General features: G+C 34.3%; 14 protein-coding genes and 4 pseudogenes. 7 read left to right on the forward strand and 11 right to left on the reverse strand.

The features are described 5' to 3' along the window. Nucleotides 1–103: 103 nt before the first annotated feature. Nucleotides 104–1,882 (forward strand): annotated as a pseudogene (locus tag OTJ99_RS01465) (IS1182 family transposase). Here OTJ99_RS01465 and OTJ99_RS01470 read toward each other — a convergent pair. Further along, nucleotides 1,845–2,375: a helix-turn-helix domain-containing protein gene (locus OTJ99_RS01470; RefSeq protein WP_083943559.1), complete on the reverse strand. Its 531-nt coding sequence runs from the start codon at nucleotides 2,373–2,375 to the stop codon at nucleotides 1,845–1,847. The pseudogene OTJ99_RS01465 and the gene OTJ99_RS01470 sit on opposite strands and share 38 nt — an antisense overlap. Between OTJ99_RS01470 and OTJ99_RS01475 the strand changes: the two are divergent. Then, nucleotides 2,343–2,726, forward strand: a pseudogene (locus tag OTJ99_RS01475) (L-threonine dehydrogenase); the annotation flags it as partial. The gene OTJ99_RS01470 and the pseudogene OTJ99_RS01475 overlap by 33 nt on opposite strands. 117 nt (nucleotides 2,727–2,843) lie before the next feature. On the opposite strand, the gene OTJ99_RS01480 reads toward OTJ99_RS01475, so the two are convergent. The 6 genes from OTJ99_RS01480 to OTJ99_RS01505 all read right to left on the reverse strand — a co-directional run bounded on the left by OTJ99_RS01480 (nucleotide 2,844) and on the right by OTJ99_RS01505 (nucleotide 8,328). Next, nucleotides 2,844–4,388 (reverse strand): alpha-amylase family glycosyl hydrolase, encoded by a 1,545-nt coding sequence (locus OTJ99_RS01480; RefSeq protein WP_045165919.1) that lies wholly within the window; start codon nucleotides 4,386–4,388, stop codon nucleotides 2,844–2,846. Between the two features lie 469 nt (nucleotides 4,389–4,857). Then, nucleotides 4,858–5,394 carry a hypothetical protein gene (locus OTJ99_RS01485; protein WP_235374840.1) on the reverse strand — a complete coding sequence of 179 codons (537 nt, stop codon included), beginning with the start codon at nucleotides 5,392–5,394 and terminating at the stop codon, nucleotides 4,858–4,860. A 78-nt stretch (nucleotides 5,395–5,472) separates the two neighbouring features. Next, entirely contained in the window at nucleotides 5,473–5,664 is a 192-nt protein-coding gene (locus OTJ99_RS01490) for a hypothetical protein (protein ID WP_235374842.1), read from the reverse strand. A 42-nt stretch (nucleotides 5,665–5,706) separates the two neighbouring features. Then, nucleotides 5,707–6,753: a spermine/spermidine synthase domain-containing protein gene (locus tag OTJ99_RS01495; protein ID WP_235374843.1), complete on the reverse strand. Its 1,047-nt coding sequence runs from the start codon at nucleotides 6,751–6,753 to the stop codon at nucleotides 5,707–5,709. Nucleotides 6,754–7,047: 294 nt separating this feature from the next. Continuing rightward, a complete protein-coding gene (locus OTJ99_RS01500) occupies nucleotides 7,048–7,779 on the reverse strand; it encodes a cytochrome c biogenesis CcdA family protein (protein ID WP_045165921.1) in 732 nt (243 codons plus the stop codon). A gap of 123 nt (nucleotides 7,780–7,902) precedes the next feature. After that, complete coding sequence (locus tag OTJ99_RS01505) at nucleotides 7,903–8,328, reverse strand: hypothetical protein (RefSeq protein ID WP_045165943.1); 426 nt, start codon at nucleotides 8,326–8,328, stop codon at nucleotides 7,903–7,905. A gap of 150 nt (nucleotides 8,329–8,478) precedes the next feature. Between OTJ99_RS01505 and OTJ99_RS01510 the strand changes: the two are divergent. Further along, nucleotides 8,479–9,198: pseudogene (locus OTJ99_RS01510) on the forward strand (RNA-guided endonuclease InsQ/TnpB family protein); the annotation flags it as partial. A gap of 196 nt (nucleotides 9,199–9,394) precedes the next feature. Continuing rightward, complete coding sequence (locus tag OTJ99_RS01515) at nucleotides 9,395–10,015, forward strand: class I SAM-dependent methyltransferase (protein WP_045165922.1); 621 nt, start codon at nucleotides 9,395–9,397, stop codon at nucleotides 10,013–10,015. 39 nt (nucleotides 10,016–10,054) lie between these two features. Here the strand turns inward: OTJ99_RS01515 and OTJ99_RS01520 are convergent, their stop codons facing one another. Then, nucleotides 10,055–11,332 (reverse strand): methyl-accepting chemotaxis protein, encoded by a 1,278-nt coding sequence (locus tag OTJ99_RS01520; protein WP_045165923.1) that lies wholly within the window; start codon nucleotides 11,330–11,332, stop codon nucleotides 10,055–10,057. A gap of 187 nt (nucleotides 11,333–11,519) precedes the next feature. Next, nucleotides 11,520–12,452 (reverse strand): annotated as a pseudogene (locus OTJ99_RS01525) (transposase). Nucleotides 12,453–12,611: 159 nt separating this feature from the next. Here OTJ99_RS01525 and OTJ99_RS01530 point away from each other — a divergent pair. The 3 genes from OTJ99_RS01530 (at nucleotide 12,612) to OTJ99_RS01540 (ending at nucleotide 14,546) form a co-directional block, all read left to right on the forward strand. Further along, a complete protein-coding gene (locus OTJ99_RS01530; RefSeq protein ID WP_045165924.1) occupies nucleotides 12,612–13,277 on the forward strand; it encodes a response regulator transcription factor in 666 nt (221 codons plus the stop codon). Between the two features lie 21 nt (nucleotides 13,278–13,298). Then, nucleotides 13,299–14,132: a sensor histidine kinase gene (locus OTJ99_RS01535; RefSeq protein WP_235374844.1), complete on the forward strand. Its 834-nt coding sequence runs from the start codon at nucleotides 13,299–13,301 to the stop codon at nucleotides 14,130–14,132. 201 nt (nucleotides 14,133–14,333) lie between these two features. Continuing rightward, nucleotides 14,334–14,546 carry an ATP-binding protein gene (locus OTJ99_RS01540; RefSeq protein WP_235374846.1) on the forward strand — a complete coding sequence of 71 codons (213 nt, stop codon included), beginning with the start codon at nucleotides 14,334–14,336 and terminating at the stop codon, nucleotides 14,544–14,546. An 85-nt stretch (nucleotides 14,547–14,631) separates the two neighbouring features. Here OTJ99_RS01540 and OTJ99_RS01545 read toward each other — a convergent pair whose 3' ends face one another. Both OTJ99_RS01545 and OTJ99_RS01550 read right to left on the reverse strand, forming a co-directional pair. Beyond that, nucleotides 14,632–15,840 carry an ABC transporter permease gene (locus OTJ99_RS01545; protein ID WP_045165925.1) on the reverse strand — a complete coding sequence of 403 codons (1,209 nt, stop codon included), beginning with the start codon at nucleotides 15,838–15,840 and terminating at the stop codon, nucleotides 14,632–14,634. 28 nt (nucleotides 15,841–15,868) lie between these two features. Beyond that, entirely contained in the window at nucleotides 15,869–16,561 is a 693-nt protein-coding gene (locus tag OTJ99_RS01550; protein WP_045165926.1) for an ABC transporter ATP-binding protein, read from the reverse strand.

The following is a 16,561-nucleotide window of genomic DNA, read 5'->3' on the forward strand; positions in this document are numbered from 1 at the left end:
TGTCTAAAAAGATGAGGTGACAGCCTCTTTATTTTTACTGTATTTACATTATGAGATAATTATGATATAATATCTCAGAAATGATTACATAAGGAGGATTAATATGCCACGCAAACATGATAAAATAGTCTTCAAAGAATATAACCCCAACCAATTAATAATGCCAATCGACCCTGAAGCCTTTATCCCTCAAACTCATCTAGTAAGAGCAATCGATAAAGTCATTGATAAAATAGATATCTCAACCATAGTAGAGAAATACAAAGGTGGTGGGACTTCCAGCTACCATCCTTTGATGCTTTTGAAAGTACTTATCTATGCTTACATACAGGGGATATACTCTTCAAGAAAGATAGCAAAAGCACTTCAAGAGAATATAACCTTTATGTGGCTTTCAAAACTTCAAACCCCTGATTTCAGAACTATCAATAGATTCAGAAAAGAGATAATAGGTGATTGCATTGAAGAGATTTTCGCACAAGTTATTGAACTTCTTGTAAAACTGGGGTATGTAAACTTTGAGTATTACTACCTTGACGGGACAAAGATTGAAGCAAATGCGAACAAGTATACATTTGTATGGGCAAGAAGTACAAGAACATACAAAAAGAAATTAAGAGAAAAAGTAAGAGAAATTCTTAATGAAATAGAGAGGATAAATGAGGAAGAAGACAGAATTCTTGGCGAGTTGGATGTCAATTTAGAAGCTGATTATGATAGCCAAGAGCTTGAACAAAAAGTTGAAGAACTCTCCCAAAAGATAGCAGAAGCTAACTTTGGGAGCAAAAGGAAAGAAAGGAGAGTGAAAAAGCTTGTAAAAACTCTCCAAAACAACTGCGTATTAAGACTCAAGAAATATGAGTCTTATGAGCAGATCTTAAATGGCAGGAATAGTTTTTCAAAAACAGACAATGATGCCACATTTATGAGGATGAAGGATGACCATATGAAAAATGGGATGCTAAAACCCGGGTATAATGTACAAATCGGCACACAGAACCGATTTGTCATAGGTTTTAGCATCCACCAAAGTCCCACAGACACTGTCTGTCTAAAGGAACACCTTGAGCTTGTGACGAAGATAACAGGTTTCATGCCAAAGAACATTGTAGCAGACAGTGGCTATGGGTCTGAAGAAAACTACCTTCATCTGAAAGAATGTGGCATAAATAGCTACATTAAGTATAACACATTTGACTTGGAACAGACAAGAAGATTTAAGAAGGATATTTTCAATGTAAGGAACTGGGAGTACATAGCTGAAGAAGATGCATATATTTGTCCTGCTGGTAAGAAGGTGAAATACTTATATCCGAAGATAAGTGCAAATGAGAGAGGATTTGTAAGTTATGAGAAGGTATATCAATGTGAAGATATTTGTAATGGTTGTGAACACAGAGAAAAATGTTATAAAGGTAAGAGATGGAAGAAGAGATTTAGTATAAGACCGAGGTTAGAGAAATTGAAGGAAGAGGTGAGGCAAAGGCTGTTAAGTAGAGAAGGCGAAGAGATTTACGAAAAAAGGAAGATAGAAGTTGAGACAGTATTTGGGATAATAAAGAACAATAAAGGGTTTAGGAGATTCCTGCTCAGGGGTATGAAGGGTGTGAAGCTAAAGTAGAGTTTGGTTTGTATTGCCTATAACATAGAAAGATTGGCGAAGATAATAATAGGGGGTTGGGGCAAAATTGCCAGCCAACCCTCTTGCTTTTTACTGCATAGTTCAATATTAACATTAAATACCATCAAATGCTTGATTTTGGTTATTAAAAATTATTGTTTTTGGACAGCCTCTTTTTTCTCAAGGAGTTTCCTTGAACAGATAAGATCGACACTTTTTGTTCTTAGCTATTTAGAGTTTTCTTGTATAAGTTTGGTGTAACTCCAAACTTGTTTTTGAATTCTTTAATGAAATGAGAAATATTTTCATACCCTATGTCATAACACACATTGGTAACATTTTCGAATTTTAATAACTCTTTTGCTTTATTAAGTTTTAAGTCTTTAACATATTCCTTTGGTGATTTCACTGTGAACTTTTTAAAGTACTTAGTAAATTCATATTCTTTCATGTTAAATTCTTTGGCAATATCTGAAATCTTTAATTTGCGCAAATAATTGGTGTTTATATAATCCAAGATATGATATATTTCTGAATTTTTATCGTTTATTATCTTCTCAGCACCTCTGTATTTGAAGATATCATATACAGACTCTTGAGTATATAAATCAAGGAGAAACTCTCTGTTAACTTTTCTGCTGAAGAATGTATCAACAATCTTTTTGTATGTCTCTGTCAAATCTAGGCTGTACTTTCCTACAAAAAGTACATTATTGACATTGCAGGTTTGGGCTATGTTCATGCAATGGCACATCAATTAGGAGGATTTTATGATTTGCCACATGGGGTGTGCAATGCAGTGTTATTACCACATGTTTTGTCGTACAATTTAAAGGTGGTTCCTCACAGATTCATTGACATTGCAAAAGCAATGGGGATTGATGTGCAAGGAATTTCGCAAGAAAAAGTCGGTGAAATGGTAATTGAGAGCATTAAGGCTTTGTCAAAAGAAATAGGAATACCAGCTGGTTTGAAAGAATTGGGTGTAAAAGATGAAGACATAAGGACTTTGGCTGAAAATGCCCTAAAGGATGCTTGTGGTTTGACAAATCCAAGACAAGATACTGTAGAAGAGATAATGGAAATTTATAAAGCAGCATTTTAGAAAAATTTCATTTTAAAAAAATTTTTGAAAAAACTTAAAGGCGGGTGATTCTGAGGAAGTTACCCGCCTTTTAATCTTTTAATGTTGCCTTAAATGAAAATTTTATGCTTCTGACTATTAATTTAAGATGATAAATGAATAAGGTTTTATTGAAAAAGCAAGTTTTCCATTTTTTAAAGACAAGATTTTCCCAGATCCTTTAACTATTTTGCCGGCAAGCTTAATATTAGATGGCAGGGTTATAGTCTTTGATAATTCCTTGCCCGTGAAGTTAAAAATTAAAACTATCTTCTGATTATTGTAAACTCTTGCGAAACAAAGTGTATCAGCAGAGGTTTTAATTAACTGGAAGTCTCCTTTTAGTAATGGTAAGTTCTTTTTTCGGAAACCAATCATGTCTCTGTAGAAATTGAGCAGAGAATTTTTGGCTTTTTCTTGTTTTTCAACTGAAGCAACATCAGGGCCGCTATTGTAAAGGCTCATCTCCCAGTTTGTCTGTCCTTTTTTCCATGTCTCATACCATTTGAATGGCTCTCTAATATATTCATCTGTTTTTTGTCCTTTCATGCCAATTTCTTCACCATAGTAGATGAAAGGATTGCCAGGCAGTGTCAATAATAATGCTGCAGCTAATTTCATTTTGCTGTTTGACCCAATTTCAGAATAAGCTCTGTTCATATCATGGTTTGTCAAAAATGGTGCATCAACAAATTGAGGATTGACATTTTTGTAGAGATTGTATATTGAAGAGAGATTATTTTGCAAAGTTTGAGTATTTTCATATTTTACTCCTTCAATGATGTTTTGAGCCACAGTAAAGTTAAAACAAGAATCAAAAATCTTTGCATATTGCGCTATTCTTTGAGGGCTGTCCCACACTTCTGCAACAAGGTACACATCTTTTTTAATACTTCGGCAGAATTTTGCATATTCTTCCCACCACGCAAGAGTATCTTTTTCTCTGCTCAAAGGATAAATATGCTTTGCGGCGTCAAGCCTAAATCCATCTACTCCTTTTTCTAACCAGAACTTGGCAATTTTCTTCATCTCTTCTCTCACAGCTTTATTGTCAAAATTGAGGTCTGGCATCTCAGACCAAAATATAGCATTGTAATAACTATCACACTTTTTATACCATTGTCTTGTGCCAAGGTCTGATGGTTCATCGAGGTTTGTGTTTGGTGTTGCCCAGATATAATAGTTTCTGTACTTGCTATTTTTATTGCTTGATGCCTCTATAAACCAAGGGTGTTTGCTACTTGTGTGATTTATCATCATATCTATAATTACTTTGATACCTATCTTGTGAGCCTTTTTTATGAAGTTGACGAAATCTTCATTTGTACCATAGTCGGGATTGACTTTGTAATAGTTAGTCACATCATATCCGTGATAGCTTGGAGATTCAAATACTGGCATAAGCCAGATGGCATTTACACCTAAGGATTTGATATATGGCAGTTTTTCAGCCAGACCATTTATGTCCCCTATGCCATCACCATTGCTATCATAAAATGACCTGACAAAAACTTCGTAGAAAATCAAACCGCCTTTTTTAGTTTGAACTGGACTTTGAGAATTAGAAAGACCTGCCAAAAATGAACTAAGTCCAACTGCGAAAACGATAGCAAATATGAGTATGTACCTTAAGATTCTCTTCATTGAAATATTCCCCTTTCTCAAATGATATCGTTTGCATTATTATATACCATATGAACTTTTTTGTCTATATTGTCCAATTTGATGTGATAAATCACAAAAAAAGAGGGATAAATCCCTCTACTTGTTCTCTTCACTTTTAGGTTTATCAAGTGCAACTAATTCTTCACTGTGGTGATGTTGATGGAACTGGTGATCTTTGAAGTCAGATGCTTTTTGGTTTTCATTGCTGTGGTGGTGGTCATGGCCGTGGCAACCTCTTTTCATCATTGCTTTGTGCATGAAAATGTGTGCTAGCAAACATCCGCTCATTGCAAGAAGTATAAGCAGAGTGCCTCTTTCATCCCTAAATTCCCCCTCACATTTTTTATTTAGCAGTTACCAAATTTCTATTTTGTAAGCTTATAAGTCCATATAAAATAGCTCCTGCAAGCATAGCAATGGAAAATTCAAATTCCATTGAAAGCATAATTTATAATACTGAGCCTATAACTGACATTGCACCATTGAGTCCCCACATCACAGGAATTGTTTTGCTTTTCTTTTTATTTTCGCTTAATATCTTTATACCTCTTAGGAACGGCATTCCCATGAAAAAGCCTTGAATCATAACCAGTATGGCTGCAATTAGTATTTTGCTAACTAAGCTAAAATCAGAGGTCACTTTGAATATTGAGTTTAAAGAGAATATTAGACCAATATTTATTACCATGACCAATAGAGCAGGTAAGTATATTCTATTTGACAGATTGTTAAACACCTTTGCATTGCTAAAATATGCACCTATTCCGCTGCCAATCAAAAGCCCAGCAAGTACATAATTGAAGGCAAGTACTGGATGACCCAGGTATAGAATAAACTTTTGAATAAGCGGAATCTCAATTAGCATGTATCCTATTCCTAAGCTTGAAAAATACAAAGAAGGTTTGAACGCATTTTCTTGAGAGATAATTGGTGTAAACAATATCATGCTTCCCAGAAGTATGAAAAAGAAGATAAATACCAGCACAGGTGAAACACCTTTGCTAAAGTCATAGAAGTATGGCTTGTCGTCTGTTGCAGGTGTTGCGCTAAATGAAAATCCGTTTTAGAACTCTACTGAAGTCAAATGTCCTTGCTTTATGTGGTAAAGTGGTTCCTTGTCATTAACATAAGGAATATAAAGCGGGACAATCTTTCCTTTATCCGCAGTCTCTTTTAATTTCTTGCTTTCAAGTTGTGAAAAAGGCTTGTTTTTTACAATGATCATTGGATAATGAATATGTTCATTGCCGTTCATTAGTTGAATTTCTTTGGTGAAGATAGCCATATACTTTGGAGCTTATTTGATTGATATACCTCTTTTATTCAGTACACGCAAAATGGTTGCTATCAGTTTGCTCATATCCTCTTTGTCGTGAACCAAAAAGGCGAGTTTTCCATTATCTGTTAAGTGATTCATATAGTCCTCAAGAGCTTCAACTGTAAACAGGTAGTTTTCTGAAAGAGCATAACCTATGTTTTGGGATGCATTTGTCATGACCAGTGCTAAGAATATCACATCATATTTTTCCTTAGATTTTCTCACAAAATTTCTGCCATCTTCACCATAGATTTTTACTTCTGGTCTGTTATAAATATCTCCATTGAACTCTTTAAAGTGTCTTACAGCGTCAATACTTGATGTATTTATTTCAACTCCAGTTATTTGTTTACTATTTCCAGCTAAAGCATACAAAATATCTCTTCCACCGCCAGGCCCAATTATCAACGTTTTATGATTGTTTCCAAAGGAAAAAGGCAGATATTCAATGTCATCTTTATATTTGCTCAAGCTACTTTTTTTACCATCAAATCTATACATAGGTGCATTTGCTGTTTCATCAATTGTTACTATCATTTCATCGTTATCACCTTCTACTTTAATGACATCTGTTCGTGAAAATGCATTCCATTTAGTGTAGACAATCTTAGCTTTTTGGTTTGATTTTGCAATAGTGCCAAGTGTTTTTGTTTTGTTTGTGATAAATCCAATAAAGTTTTGTTCAATTGAATTTACGTACTTGTTCGGAATAAAGAGCGCTAACATGAAAAGAATCAATACACCAATACCACCAAGCAAAGTTTTCTTTTTTAGCTGCAAAGTAAAAAGTAGCCAAGCTATTACTGAAATAATACAAATCAAAATTACAGACCGATATATTCCAAGATTGTTAAGTAGAAGCAACACAATTATGCTGTCAAATCCTGAGCCTATGAGGTCTGCAAAATATGACTTGTTGCTTATTTTTCCAAACTGCTCAAATACAATAGAGAAAAAGTAACTACCTGCTACAAAAGGTAATGTGGCCAGAATTAAATAAATCAATACGTTGTTTTGAAACGGCAATACATATATAATTCCCAGTGAAAATATGTACGAGATAGATAGAAGAAATAAGGCCTTAACCGATAAAATAGTTTTTAAATTTTCACTTTTTTGACGCTAATTGTAAGCTGTTATTTCACCTATTCCAAGCCCAAATATGGCAAATGATGTAATTAAAAAGATATAATGATACCAAAATAAGGTAGAATATATTCGATTTAAAATGACCTGGTATATAAACAATGAAATTGATGCTAAGCTGATAACAACTAAAATCACTTTTATTTCCTCCATTATTACAATTTTTTGTATCAATTACATTCCAAACGGCAATTTATAAGGTAGTAGCCTGCTAAAAATTGCTGTCAAGTCTTGGAGTTTGTTTAAAAACATCACAATGCCAAGGAAAATGAGAGTAGCTCCTGCAACTGCACAGATAGCATTTTGGAATTTCTTTGCTTTTTTTATGGCATTAATCGCGTAAGGTAGATAATAACCAACAAGCAAATACGGTATTGCAAGACCCAAGGAAAATAATAGCATTATTGTTATTCCTACAAAGGCACTTTTTGTGGTTGTGGTATATATCAATATGGAGTATAAAATTGGCCCGATGCAATGGGAACATACTATAGCGAAAAACAGCCCTATTAAAAAAGTGGTAAGATATCTTGAAGATGTTTTAATGTTATCTGCACTGTATTTGTTCGAAAACGAAAAGTTCAAATTTAACAGACCAATTAGGTTTAGTCCCATTATTATAGTTATTGCCCCACCTATTTTATTCATTATCGTGGTATAACCACTTAGCCACCTGCCAATACTTCCACCTAAAGCCACTGCCATTGTAAAAACAAGTGTAAAGGCAGATACAAATATAAAGGTATTTATAAGTATAAATTTTCTCATTCTTTTGTGAACTTCTATATCCTTCAAATCTCTAACCGAAACACCTGTGATAGCTGAAAAATATACACTTATCATAGGTACTATGCAGGGGGAAAAGAAAGATGCTAAGCCTGCTGCAAAAGGTAGTAAATAAGCCACTTTATAGATCCTCCTAATTCAAAAACTTCTTATCCCATCTATAAATTCTCGATTTGACACCTCCAATATTTTGTAACTCCAATTGGATATATTTGGTTTTAGGGGTAATAAGGTTTTTACCATTTATTTTTTTGGTATTTTGATATATGCCATGACGTGATGCCCTGAACCTTCAATTCGCCATGTTGCTTTTTTAACTTTTATACCTTCACTTGTGGTAAACAATATCTTTCCGCTAAGATTGAGTGTGGACAAATCAACTTGATGATTGTCAAAAAACACCTCAAATACCAGGTTGTCTTTGTCATCTTTTATAGGATTTAAATATCTTACCCCGACTGTAATGAATCCTTCACTGTTTATTATCAGAGGATCTGGTAACTTGTCTTTAGAACTTGTACTTTGTTTCAAATCCTGCTGACAAGTAGTTTTAGTCTGTATATCGCTTTGTTTCTTTTGTTGGGAGATTATAGCTTGAACGTACAGTGAAGATAATATAAATGCAAAAAGAACAGCAAACACAATTATTCTCTTTGCTTTCTTGCTCACCAAAACTTCCTCCTTTGCATATTGACTTGTGTTCTTTCTTGCCAAATTTAAAGTAAACCTATTTATTTACTCGGAATTTTTACATAATCATTTTATCAAAGACCATTTTTAGAAGTCAATTGACTTCACAAATTCTTTACAAATTCTTTGCAATTTATTGGTAGATGGTTTGAGATTGAGTATGTGTATGAAGATAAGCAGCAGCTGAGTATTTTTGATTTGAGCAGGTATTTAGGGGTAGACTTAGGGCTTGACAATTTTGCAGCGGTGGTTGATACCATCGGGACTGCCTTTTTGATAGAAGGCAGGTATATAAAATCACTCAACCGATGGTACAACAAAGAGAGGGCAAGACTTCAGTCGATTTACAGCAAGCAAGGGATAAAATGTGGCAGAAAACTTGCTTTAGTTTCTCACAAAAGGCAGCATATAATAGACAATTTTTTAAATCAGGCTGTGAGTTTGATAATCAAGCACTGTTTGAACAATCAGATAGGTGCAGTAGTTGTTGGCAGGATGAAAGGTATAAAACAGGGGATAGAGATAGGAAGAGTAAACAATCAAAATTTTGTAGGGATACCATATGGCAAGTTCAAGAGGAAGCTAAAATCAAAGTGCATGTATTATGGTATAAGGTATATGGAAGTGGATGAGGGTCATACATCACAAAGATGTAGCAGATGTGGGCATGTTAGCAAAAGTAGCAGGAGATACAGGGGACTGTATGTATGCAAAAAGTGTGGGTATGTAGTAAATGCGGATATAAATGGAGCGATAAATATACTTGCAAAAGTAGCTGGTGAATCTGCAGTAAAGCAGATAACCAGTAGTGGGTGTGTAAACCACCCTGTGAGAATAAGGGTAGCTTGAGCTGCTGCCAAACTTCTCATGAAGCCTTCACCTCTTTAGGTGGACGGTAGTTCACTTACATATTCAGATAAAAAGATGTTGAGCTCAAACTTTTGTAAAGTGGTAAAATAATTTAAAAAGAATAATTTCGATAGAGTGAGCTGGAAATAAGTCTAAAAACAAATGGCAAACATATTGAAATGAAAGGAGAAAATATATGAAAAACAAAATAGAGATAATCAGGAAAAGATATGACAGAGCTGCTAAATACTACGATGCTATTGAAAATATGATGGAGAAAAAGTGGTTTTCTCAGTGGAGGAAGTTATTATTTAGCCATATAAAAGGCCCTAAGGTTTTAGAAGTAGGTGTCGGCACAGGTAAAAATATGCCTTATTATAGTCAAGATTGGGAGATAGTTGCAATAGATTTTAGCCCCAAGATGCTGGAAAAAGCAAAAGAAAGGGCTGCAAAATTAAATTTGCAAGTAGACTTAAGACTTATGGATGTTCAGAATTTGGAATTTAGTGATAACTCTGTCGATACAGTTGTGACAGCCTGTGTATTTTGTTCAGTACCAGATCCCATTTTGGGATTGAAAGAAGTCCACAGAGTCCTAAAAGGCGATGGGCTTTTAGTAATGCTTGAACATGTTCGAAGCAAAAAAGAGCCAATAGGCAAAATAATGGATATATTAAATCCCTTGGTTGTTGGACTTTATGGAGCTAATATAAATCGAAATACAGTAGAAAATGTTAAAAAAGCCGGGTTTGAGATTAAGGAAAAGAACTTGTTATCTGACATTGTGAAACTGATTAATGCAAAGCCTATAAAATAAAGGGATTGGGCTTATCTTCCCAACCCCTTTTATCTTTTTTTATCTTATTTTGTACTTCTTCAGCTTCTTATCAAGCTCATCAACAAGCCTTTGCAAAGATTGTGCTGAGTATTTCATCTCGTTTATAGAATTTAACTGGTTTTCAACAGTTGCAGCAACTTCCTGTGATGCAGCAGCTGTTTCTTGTGAGACTGAGGATATACTCTCAATTGCTCTTATTACAGCATTTCTTGCCTCTTCCATTCTATTTAGAGCTTCTTTTACAATTTGCGTCTTTTCAACAATTGCATTGATTTCATCAGAGATTTTTGCAAAAGACTGCTGGGACTCAATCACAGCATCTCGTTGACCAAGTGCTGCTGCTTTGATTTCGTCAATAATCTTGATTGTATTTTCTGTCTCGTTGAGGATAACATCAACTATTGAATTTATCTCATCTGCAGCTTTTTTACTCTGGTCAGCAAGTTTTCTTACCTCGTCAGCAACAACAGCAAAACCTTTGCCTGCCTCGCCTGCTCTTGCTGCTTCAATTGCAGCGTTCAAGGCTAAGAGGTTTGTTTGCTCAGCAATTGTATTTATTACCTCAACAAAGTTGGATATGGTCTTAATTCTCTCCGCGAATGTCATGATTGTTTCAATTACCTTTTCAGCGGTTGAAAGAGCAACTTCGCTCTTTTCACGAAGATCATTCATTTTTTCAATTCCGTCTTTGTTAAGAGTCTCGATTTTATTTGTTTCTTCAATTACGGCATTATAACTTTCTGAAACTGCATTGAGCTGTTCAGAGAGATTATTTACTAAAAGAACGCCATACTGCGCTTCTTCTGCCTGCTGTGAAGCACCTTTTGCAATTTCTTCAACTGTCTTTGCAATTTCTTCAATTGCTGCAGCTGCCTCTTCAGATGTCTTTGTAACCTTCTTTGATGCCCCAACTATTGCATTTGATAAGTTAAAAAACTCCTCAATCAGAAGTTTTACGTCAGAAAGTACAACATTTACACTTGATGCAACTCTTTGGATATTCCCAAATTCCTTTGATGAAATGAGTTTGCTATAGTCTCCGTTCTTGATAACTTCCAGAGTATTTTCAAGCTTTGTAATCATCTTATTCATTTCATAGCGGATCATAAAAGCTGTTATTGCAAGTGTTAGAATAAACGTGATTGTTGCAACTACGATGCTGTAAAGTTTTAGATTGCTTGTTGGCATGAGAATTCCAAGAAGAATGTCAAGAATAATTATAAACGGGAGGGCCACGTATGTAAGACTAGTAACTCCTTTTTTTACAGATTCCTTTCCATTACTTTTTGGTGGCATTGACTTCACTCCTTATCCCATAAATTTCTTCCTTATACCATTTATTATAATACAAGAAGTTAAATTATTGCTAATATTTCTTTTAAAAAAGTTATCTTTGGTGTTTAAATGACATTTAAAGATTAAATACTACTATTAGGTTGTTGAATAAAAAAATATTACCAGCAATGCATAAAACAAACATAAATTATTGATTCCATTCATAAGCGAAAGAAAACTTTTTACCTTCTAACTTTCTAAGAAGTTGCTCAAACAGCTTAGTATCCAATCAATATACCTTTTATAATTTCTAAATCCCTTGAGCCTTACATTCTCAAGATTATTTTCACCTTTTAATTTGCTAAGTAGTCTTTCAATCTTTGTTCTCTGCCTGTATAACTTTTTACCCTCTTCAGTTTCTAAAAATCTTATGTTCTTGCTTTTAAAACTATTGCTAACATTGTTTATATCTTTCATGTTTCTTTTGTTTATCCCGGCAACAAATTTAACTTTAAGCTCATTTGCTATATTAAACTATTCTACTACAATCGTATCCCGCATCTGCTAATACAATCTCACAGCCAAAGAGCCCCATGCCCTATACAAAAGCTCTTCTTGTCGCACGTCTATTAATTTGCCCCTGTTAAAATTCAGAAAAGTGGTATTACTTCTTCTTTACCTGTACACAAAAGATGTAATTTGTATCCCCTATAAAATCCTATTGTAATATGTATACCTATTTTTGCTTCTGAATCATTTTTGGCACTTCTAAGCGGCGTAGAGTCTACTATCACTATACTCATATCAGGTTCTATTTCAGCTATTAATACATCTTTTATATCTTGCATGTATTCTTCTTCTATTTTTCTTGATAACTTTGCAAAATATGAATAGTCCGGACTTTCTTCTATACCTACTACTTGCTTAAACTCTTTGTTTTGATTTATTCGATATTCTAATTCTCTGAAACTCTTTATCCCCTTTTTAACTTTATAAACCAAACAAGCTATTATCTGAAACAGATTAAATTTCCTCGGTCGTCCCCTTCTATTTTGCTTTATCTTCCTCGATAAAACTTCAGTAACCTTTTTATTACAAAAAGCAGCTTTGAAAATTTCTCATTTTGTGATTTAATATTCATGTATATCTTTTCCCCCTTGTGTTTTTTTGTGGTTTTCTCTTAAATTAAAATTATAACACAAGGGGGATTTTTTCTTTTGTTACTATGTTTACTCTATATGGTTATTTCTTTTATTCAACAACCTCGAAATATAATATAATAAAATAGGGTGGGTGGAAGGTGGCAAATATCTTAGTTGTTGAGGACCAGCAAGATTTAAATCAAATAATTACAAGGTTTTTGAAAAATGAAGGATTTGAAGTTATAAACTTATACACTGCAAAAGATGCACTGAGTAAGTTAAATGAGGCTGACTTGATAATTCTTGATATTATGCTACCTGACATGGAAGAGTATGAAGTATTGAAAGAAGCCAGCAAAAAAGGTATTCCCACAATAATATTAACCTCCAAATCAGAAGAATTTGATAAGTTAAGAGGCTTTGAACTTGAGGCAGAGGACTATATCACAAAACCATTTTCTATGCTTGAGCTGATTGCACGCGTGAAGGTTGTTTTGAGGAGAAGCAAAAATTTTGAAGAAAACATAAAACTTTTAGATGGCAAGGTAGAGATTTTCCCCAAGAGGTTTAAGGTAATAGTGGATGGTGAGGATGTGAACCTCACTCATAAAGAGTTTGAGCTTTTGCTTTTCTTGGCCAAAAACAAAGATTTGGTAAAGTCAAGAGATGAGATACTTGAAAAGGTTTGGGGTTTTGATTTCATTGGTGAGACTCAAACCGTGGACGTTCATATAAAGCAGTTAAGAGAAAAGTTAAAAGACTACAAATTTTTAATAAAGACAGTTTGGGGTGTGGGCTATAAACTTTCGGAGGACAAAGAATGATTGAAAGGATGTTAAAACAAGATGAAACTTTTTACTAAAATAGCTCTAAACTTTATAGGAATAATAGTTTTTCTAATTTTGAGTATATATATTTCCAATATGCTCTATCTTAAGTACTTTTTGGAGGATATGGTAATAGATGACTTGAAAAAGCTTTCCCAAGATGCGCTTGAAAACAAGTTGGAAGGCGATTTGTCCGCAGTGAAAATACTTGTTTTACAAGGAAATGCGATTGTCCTTGAAAAAGGTGGATTGGATATACCCTATCATATGATTATGCCTGTATTCAATTCAAGCGGAGTTTATGAATTTTCTTATCCACACTTTAAAATGGAGTACATTGCATATGTGTTAAAAAAGGGGAGTTTTACTTCTATTGTAATAACTATAAAACCATATTATGGATATGCTTTGAACATAATATCAAAAAATCTGATTAAAATTAGCGTTGTATTCATTTTAATAGGGCTTTTAGTGTCACTTTTGATTTCACGGCATATATCAAAGCGTATAATAAAGATTTCAATAGCAACTCAAAAGATTGCCCATGGAGAGGATTTTGAACTGAAAAACAACTCAACAAATGAAGTTGAAGACCTTGCAAGGTCCATCAATAGCCTCAAAAATTCGCTGAGACTCCTTGAGAAGGTAAGGCGTGAGTTTGTCGCAAATTTTGTTCACGACTTGAAAACACCTATTGCTGTTATAAAGGGCTATTGTGAGAGCACAAAATATTTGGATATTGATGACAAAGAAAATATTAAACAAAATATGGATGGAATTGGAAAACAATGTGATTATATGCAAAACCTGATTTCCAATATGGTTGAGCTTTCAAAGATTTCAGCGGGATAATTGACCAAAAGATAGAGGAAGTTGATGTGAACTTGGTAATCAAAGAGGCATGCGAGCAGTTAAAAAAGGTGGCAGATCTTGACAATGTAGAGATTGTTGTAAAGAGTTTGAATTCCCTAAGATAAAAACAGATTTAAATTCGTTCAGAAGAATAATAAATAACCTTTTGCAAATGCCATTGAAAATACAGTTGATAAAAAAGTGTATATTGAAGCAAATAATGAGTACATTGATATCTATAATAAAGCAGACTTGAAAGAAGAAGAGCTCATTTTTTTGTTTGAAAGATATAAGTCAAGCAAGAGAGGCTTTGGACTTGGGCTCTCTATTGTAAAAGAGCTTTGTAAGATTTTAAACATTAAACTTGAGACCTTTGTAGACAATGGATTTGTCCATTTCAGGGTGAAGGTATAGGTAAAAATAGATTGAGTATTTATTTAAAAAAATAAAAGGGCGGTGGCAGCTTTTATAGTTCCGCCCCTTTGATGTTACACTTCTTTTATTCATACCTGAGAGCCACAATTGGATCCAGCTTTGCAGCCCTTCTTGCCGGATAGATTCCAAAAAAGATTCCAACTGCTGATGAGAATATAAATGCAATGAGAATACTTTGGAGTGATACAACTGGTGTTATTTGGATAAATGGTCCTACTAAGTTTGCAAAAAGATACCCTGAAAATGTTCCAATTGCGCCACCAATTAGAGAGATTAAAAGTGCTTCTATCAAGAACTGAATCAAAATATCTCTTTGTGTTGCGCCGATTGCCTTTCTGATGCCAATCTCACGTGTCCTTTCTGTCACAGACACAAGCATAATGTTCATAACACCAATGCCGCCGACCAGAAGCGATATTGCAGCAATTGCGCTCATGATTGTTGTAAATATCCCTAAGATTCTATTAAACTGTTCCATAAAAGCAACAAACTTTTCAGTTTTATACTTGTCCTTGTTGTGATGTCTTGCCTCTAAGATTCTTATTGCTTGGCTTGATGCTTCATCTAGCTGGTCAGAATTATAAGTCATGACATAAATTTGGGAGATAATCACATCATCAAAAATCTTCTGGGCATATGTTATTGGCATAGCAGCAATTACAGGGAACTGGTCGGATGCACTGCCTGCTAAAATCTTAAAATTTCCACTGTCAATAACACCGATTATCTTTGCAGTATCAAAAGAAGAAAAACTGCCAACCTTTATAGTTTTTCCAACACAGTCTTCATACCCGAAAAGCTCTTTTGCAGAGTCTTTGTCAATTAAAACCACATTTCGACCTTGCAATATGTCCTTTTCATTAAAGAACCTTCCGTACACTACTTTTAAATTTGACACATTTCCATAATCAAAATCGGTTGCAATAAAGAATGCCCTCTTTGTCTTGTTTTCAGTTTTGACAAGTCCAAATTTTTGTGCAACGGGTGCAGCGTATTTGACAGCAGGGATTCTTTTTCTTATCATCTCAACATCTTTGATGGTAAATCTATCACTTTCTGTTATTTGTACATCAGTCCTTGTTCTGATTGAGAAAATGTTCACACCAATTTTCTCAAACTCGCCCACAATGGCCTTTTGTCCACCTTCGCCAAGAGACATAATTGTTATAACTGAGGCAATACCAATAATAATTCCAAGCATTGTCAAAAAAGTCCTGAGTTTGTTTGACAATATACTCTTTATTGCAACTTTAATTAGCTCTGATATATACATCTTCCTTCATCACCTTTTGAGTAATTTTTTAATATGTAATTCTGTTTTTAACAAAGCTATCTTCAATTATCATTCCATCTCTGATTCTGATAATCCTCTTTGCGTGGTTTGCAATGTCTTGTTCATGTGTGACCATTATAATTGTTGTACCAAGCTGATTTAGTTCATAGAATATCTTCATAATCTCAATGCTTGAGTTCGTGTCTAAATTTCCTGTTGGCTCATCAGCAAGCAAAAAAGCTGGATTCATCACAATTGCCCGTGCAATTGCAACCCTTTGCTGCTGCCCCCCAGAAAGCTCATTTGGCCTGTGATAAAGTCTATCACTTAAGCCTACCCTCTCTAATGCTTTGATTGCTCTTTGACGCCTTTCTTTTGGAAGGATTTTTGCATACAGCATAGGAAGTTCTACATTCTCAAGTGCATTTAACTTGCTCAAGAGGTTAAACGATTGAAAAACAAAGCCTATTTGCTTGTTTCTAATTCTTGCAAGTTCTACATCTGACAAACTTGAAACTTCTATATCATTGAGTTTGTATGTACCAGAAGTGGGTCTGTCTAAAAGCCCAATGATGTTCATAAGTGTTGACTTTCCAGACCCGGATGGTCCTACAATTGCAACATATTCGCCTTTTTCTACTTTTAAGGATATTCCTTTTAAGACCTCGAGTTCTACCTTACCGAGGTTGTAGACTTTTCTGATGTCTTTTAGCTCAATCAT

The organism is Caldicellulosiruptor naganoensis, from assembly GCF_026914285.1.
GTDB classification, from domain to species: Bacteria; Bacillota; Thermoanaerobacteria; order Caldicellulosiruptorales; family Caldicellulosiruptoraceae; genus Caldicellulosiruptor; species Caldicellulosiruptor naganoensis.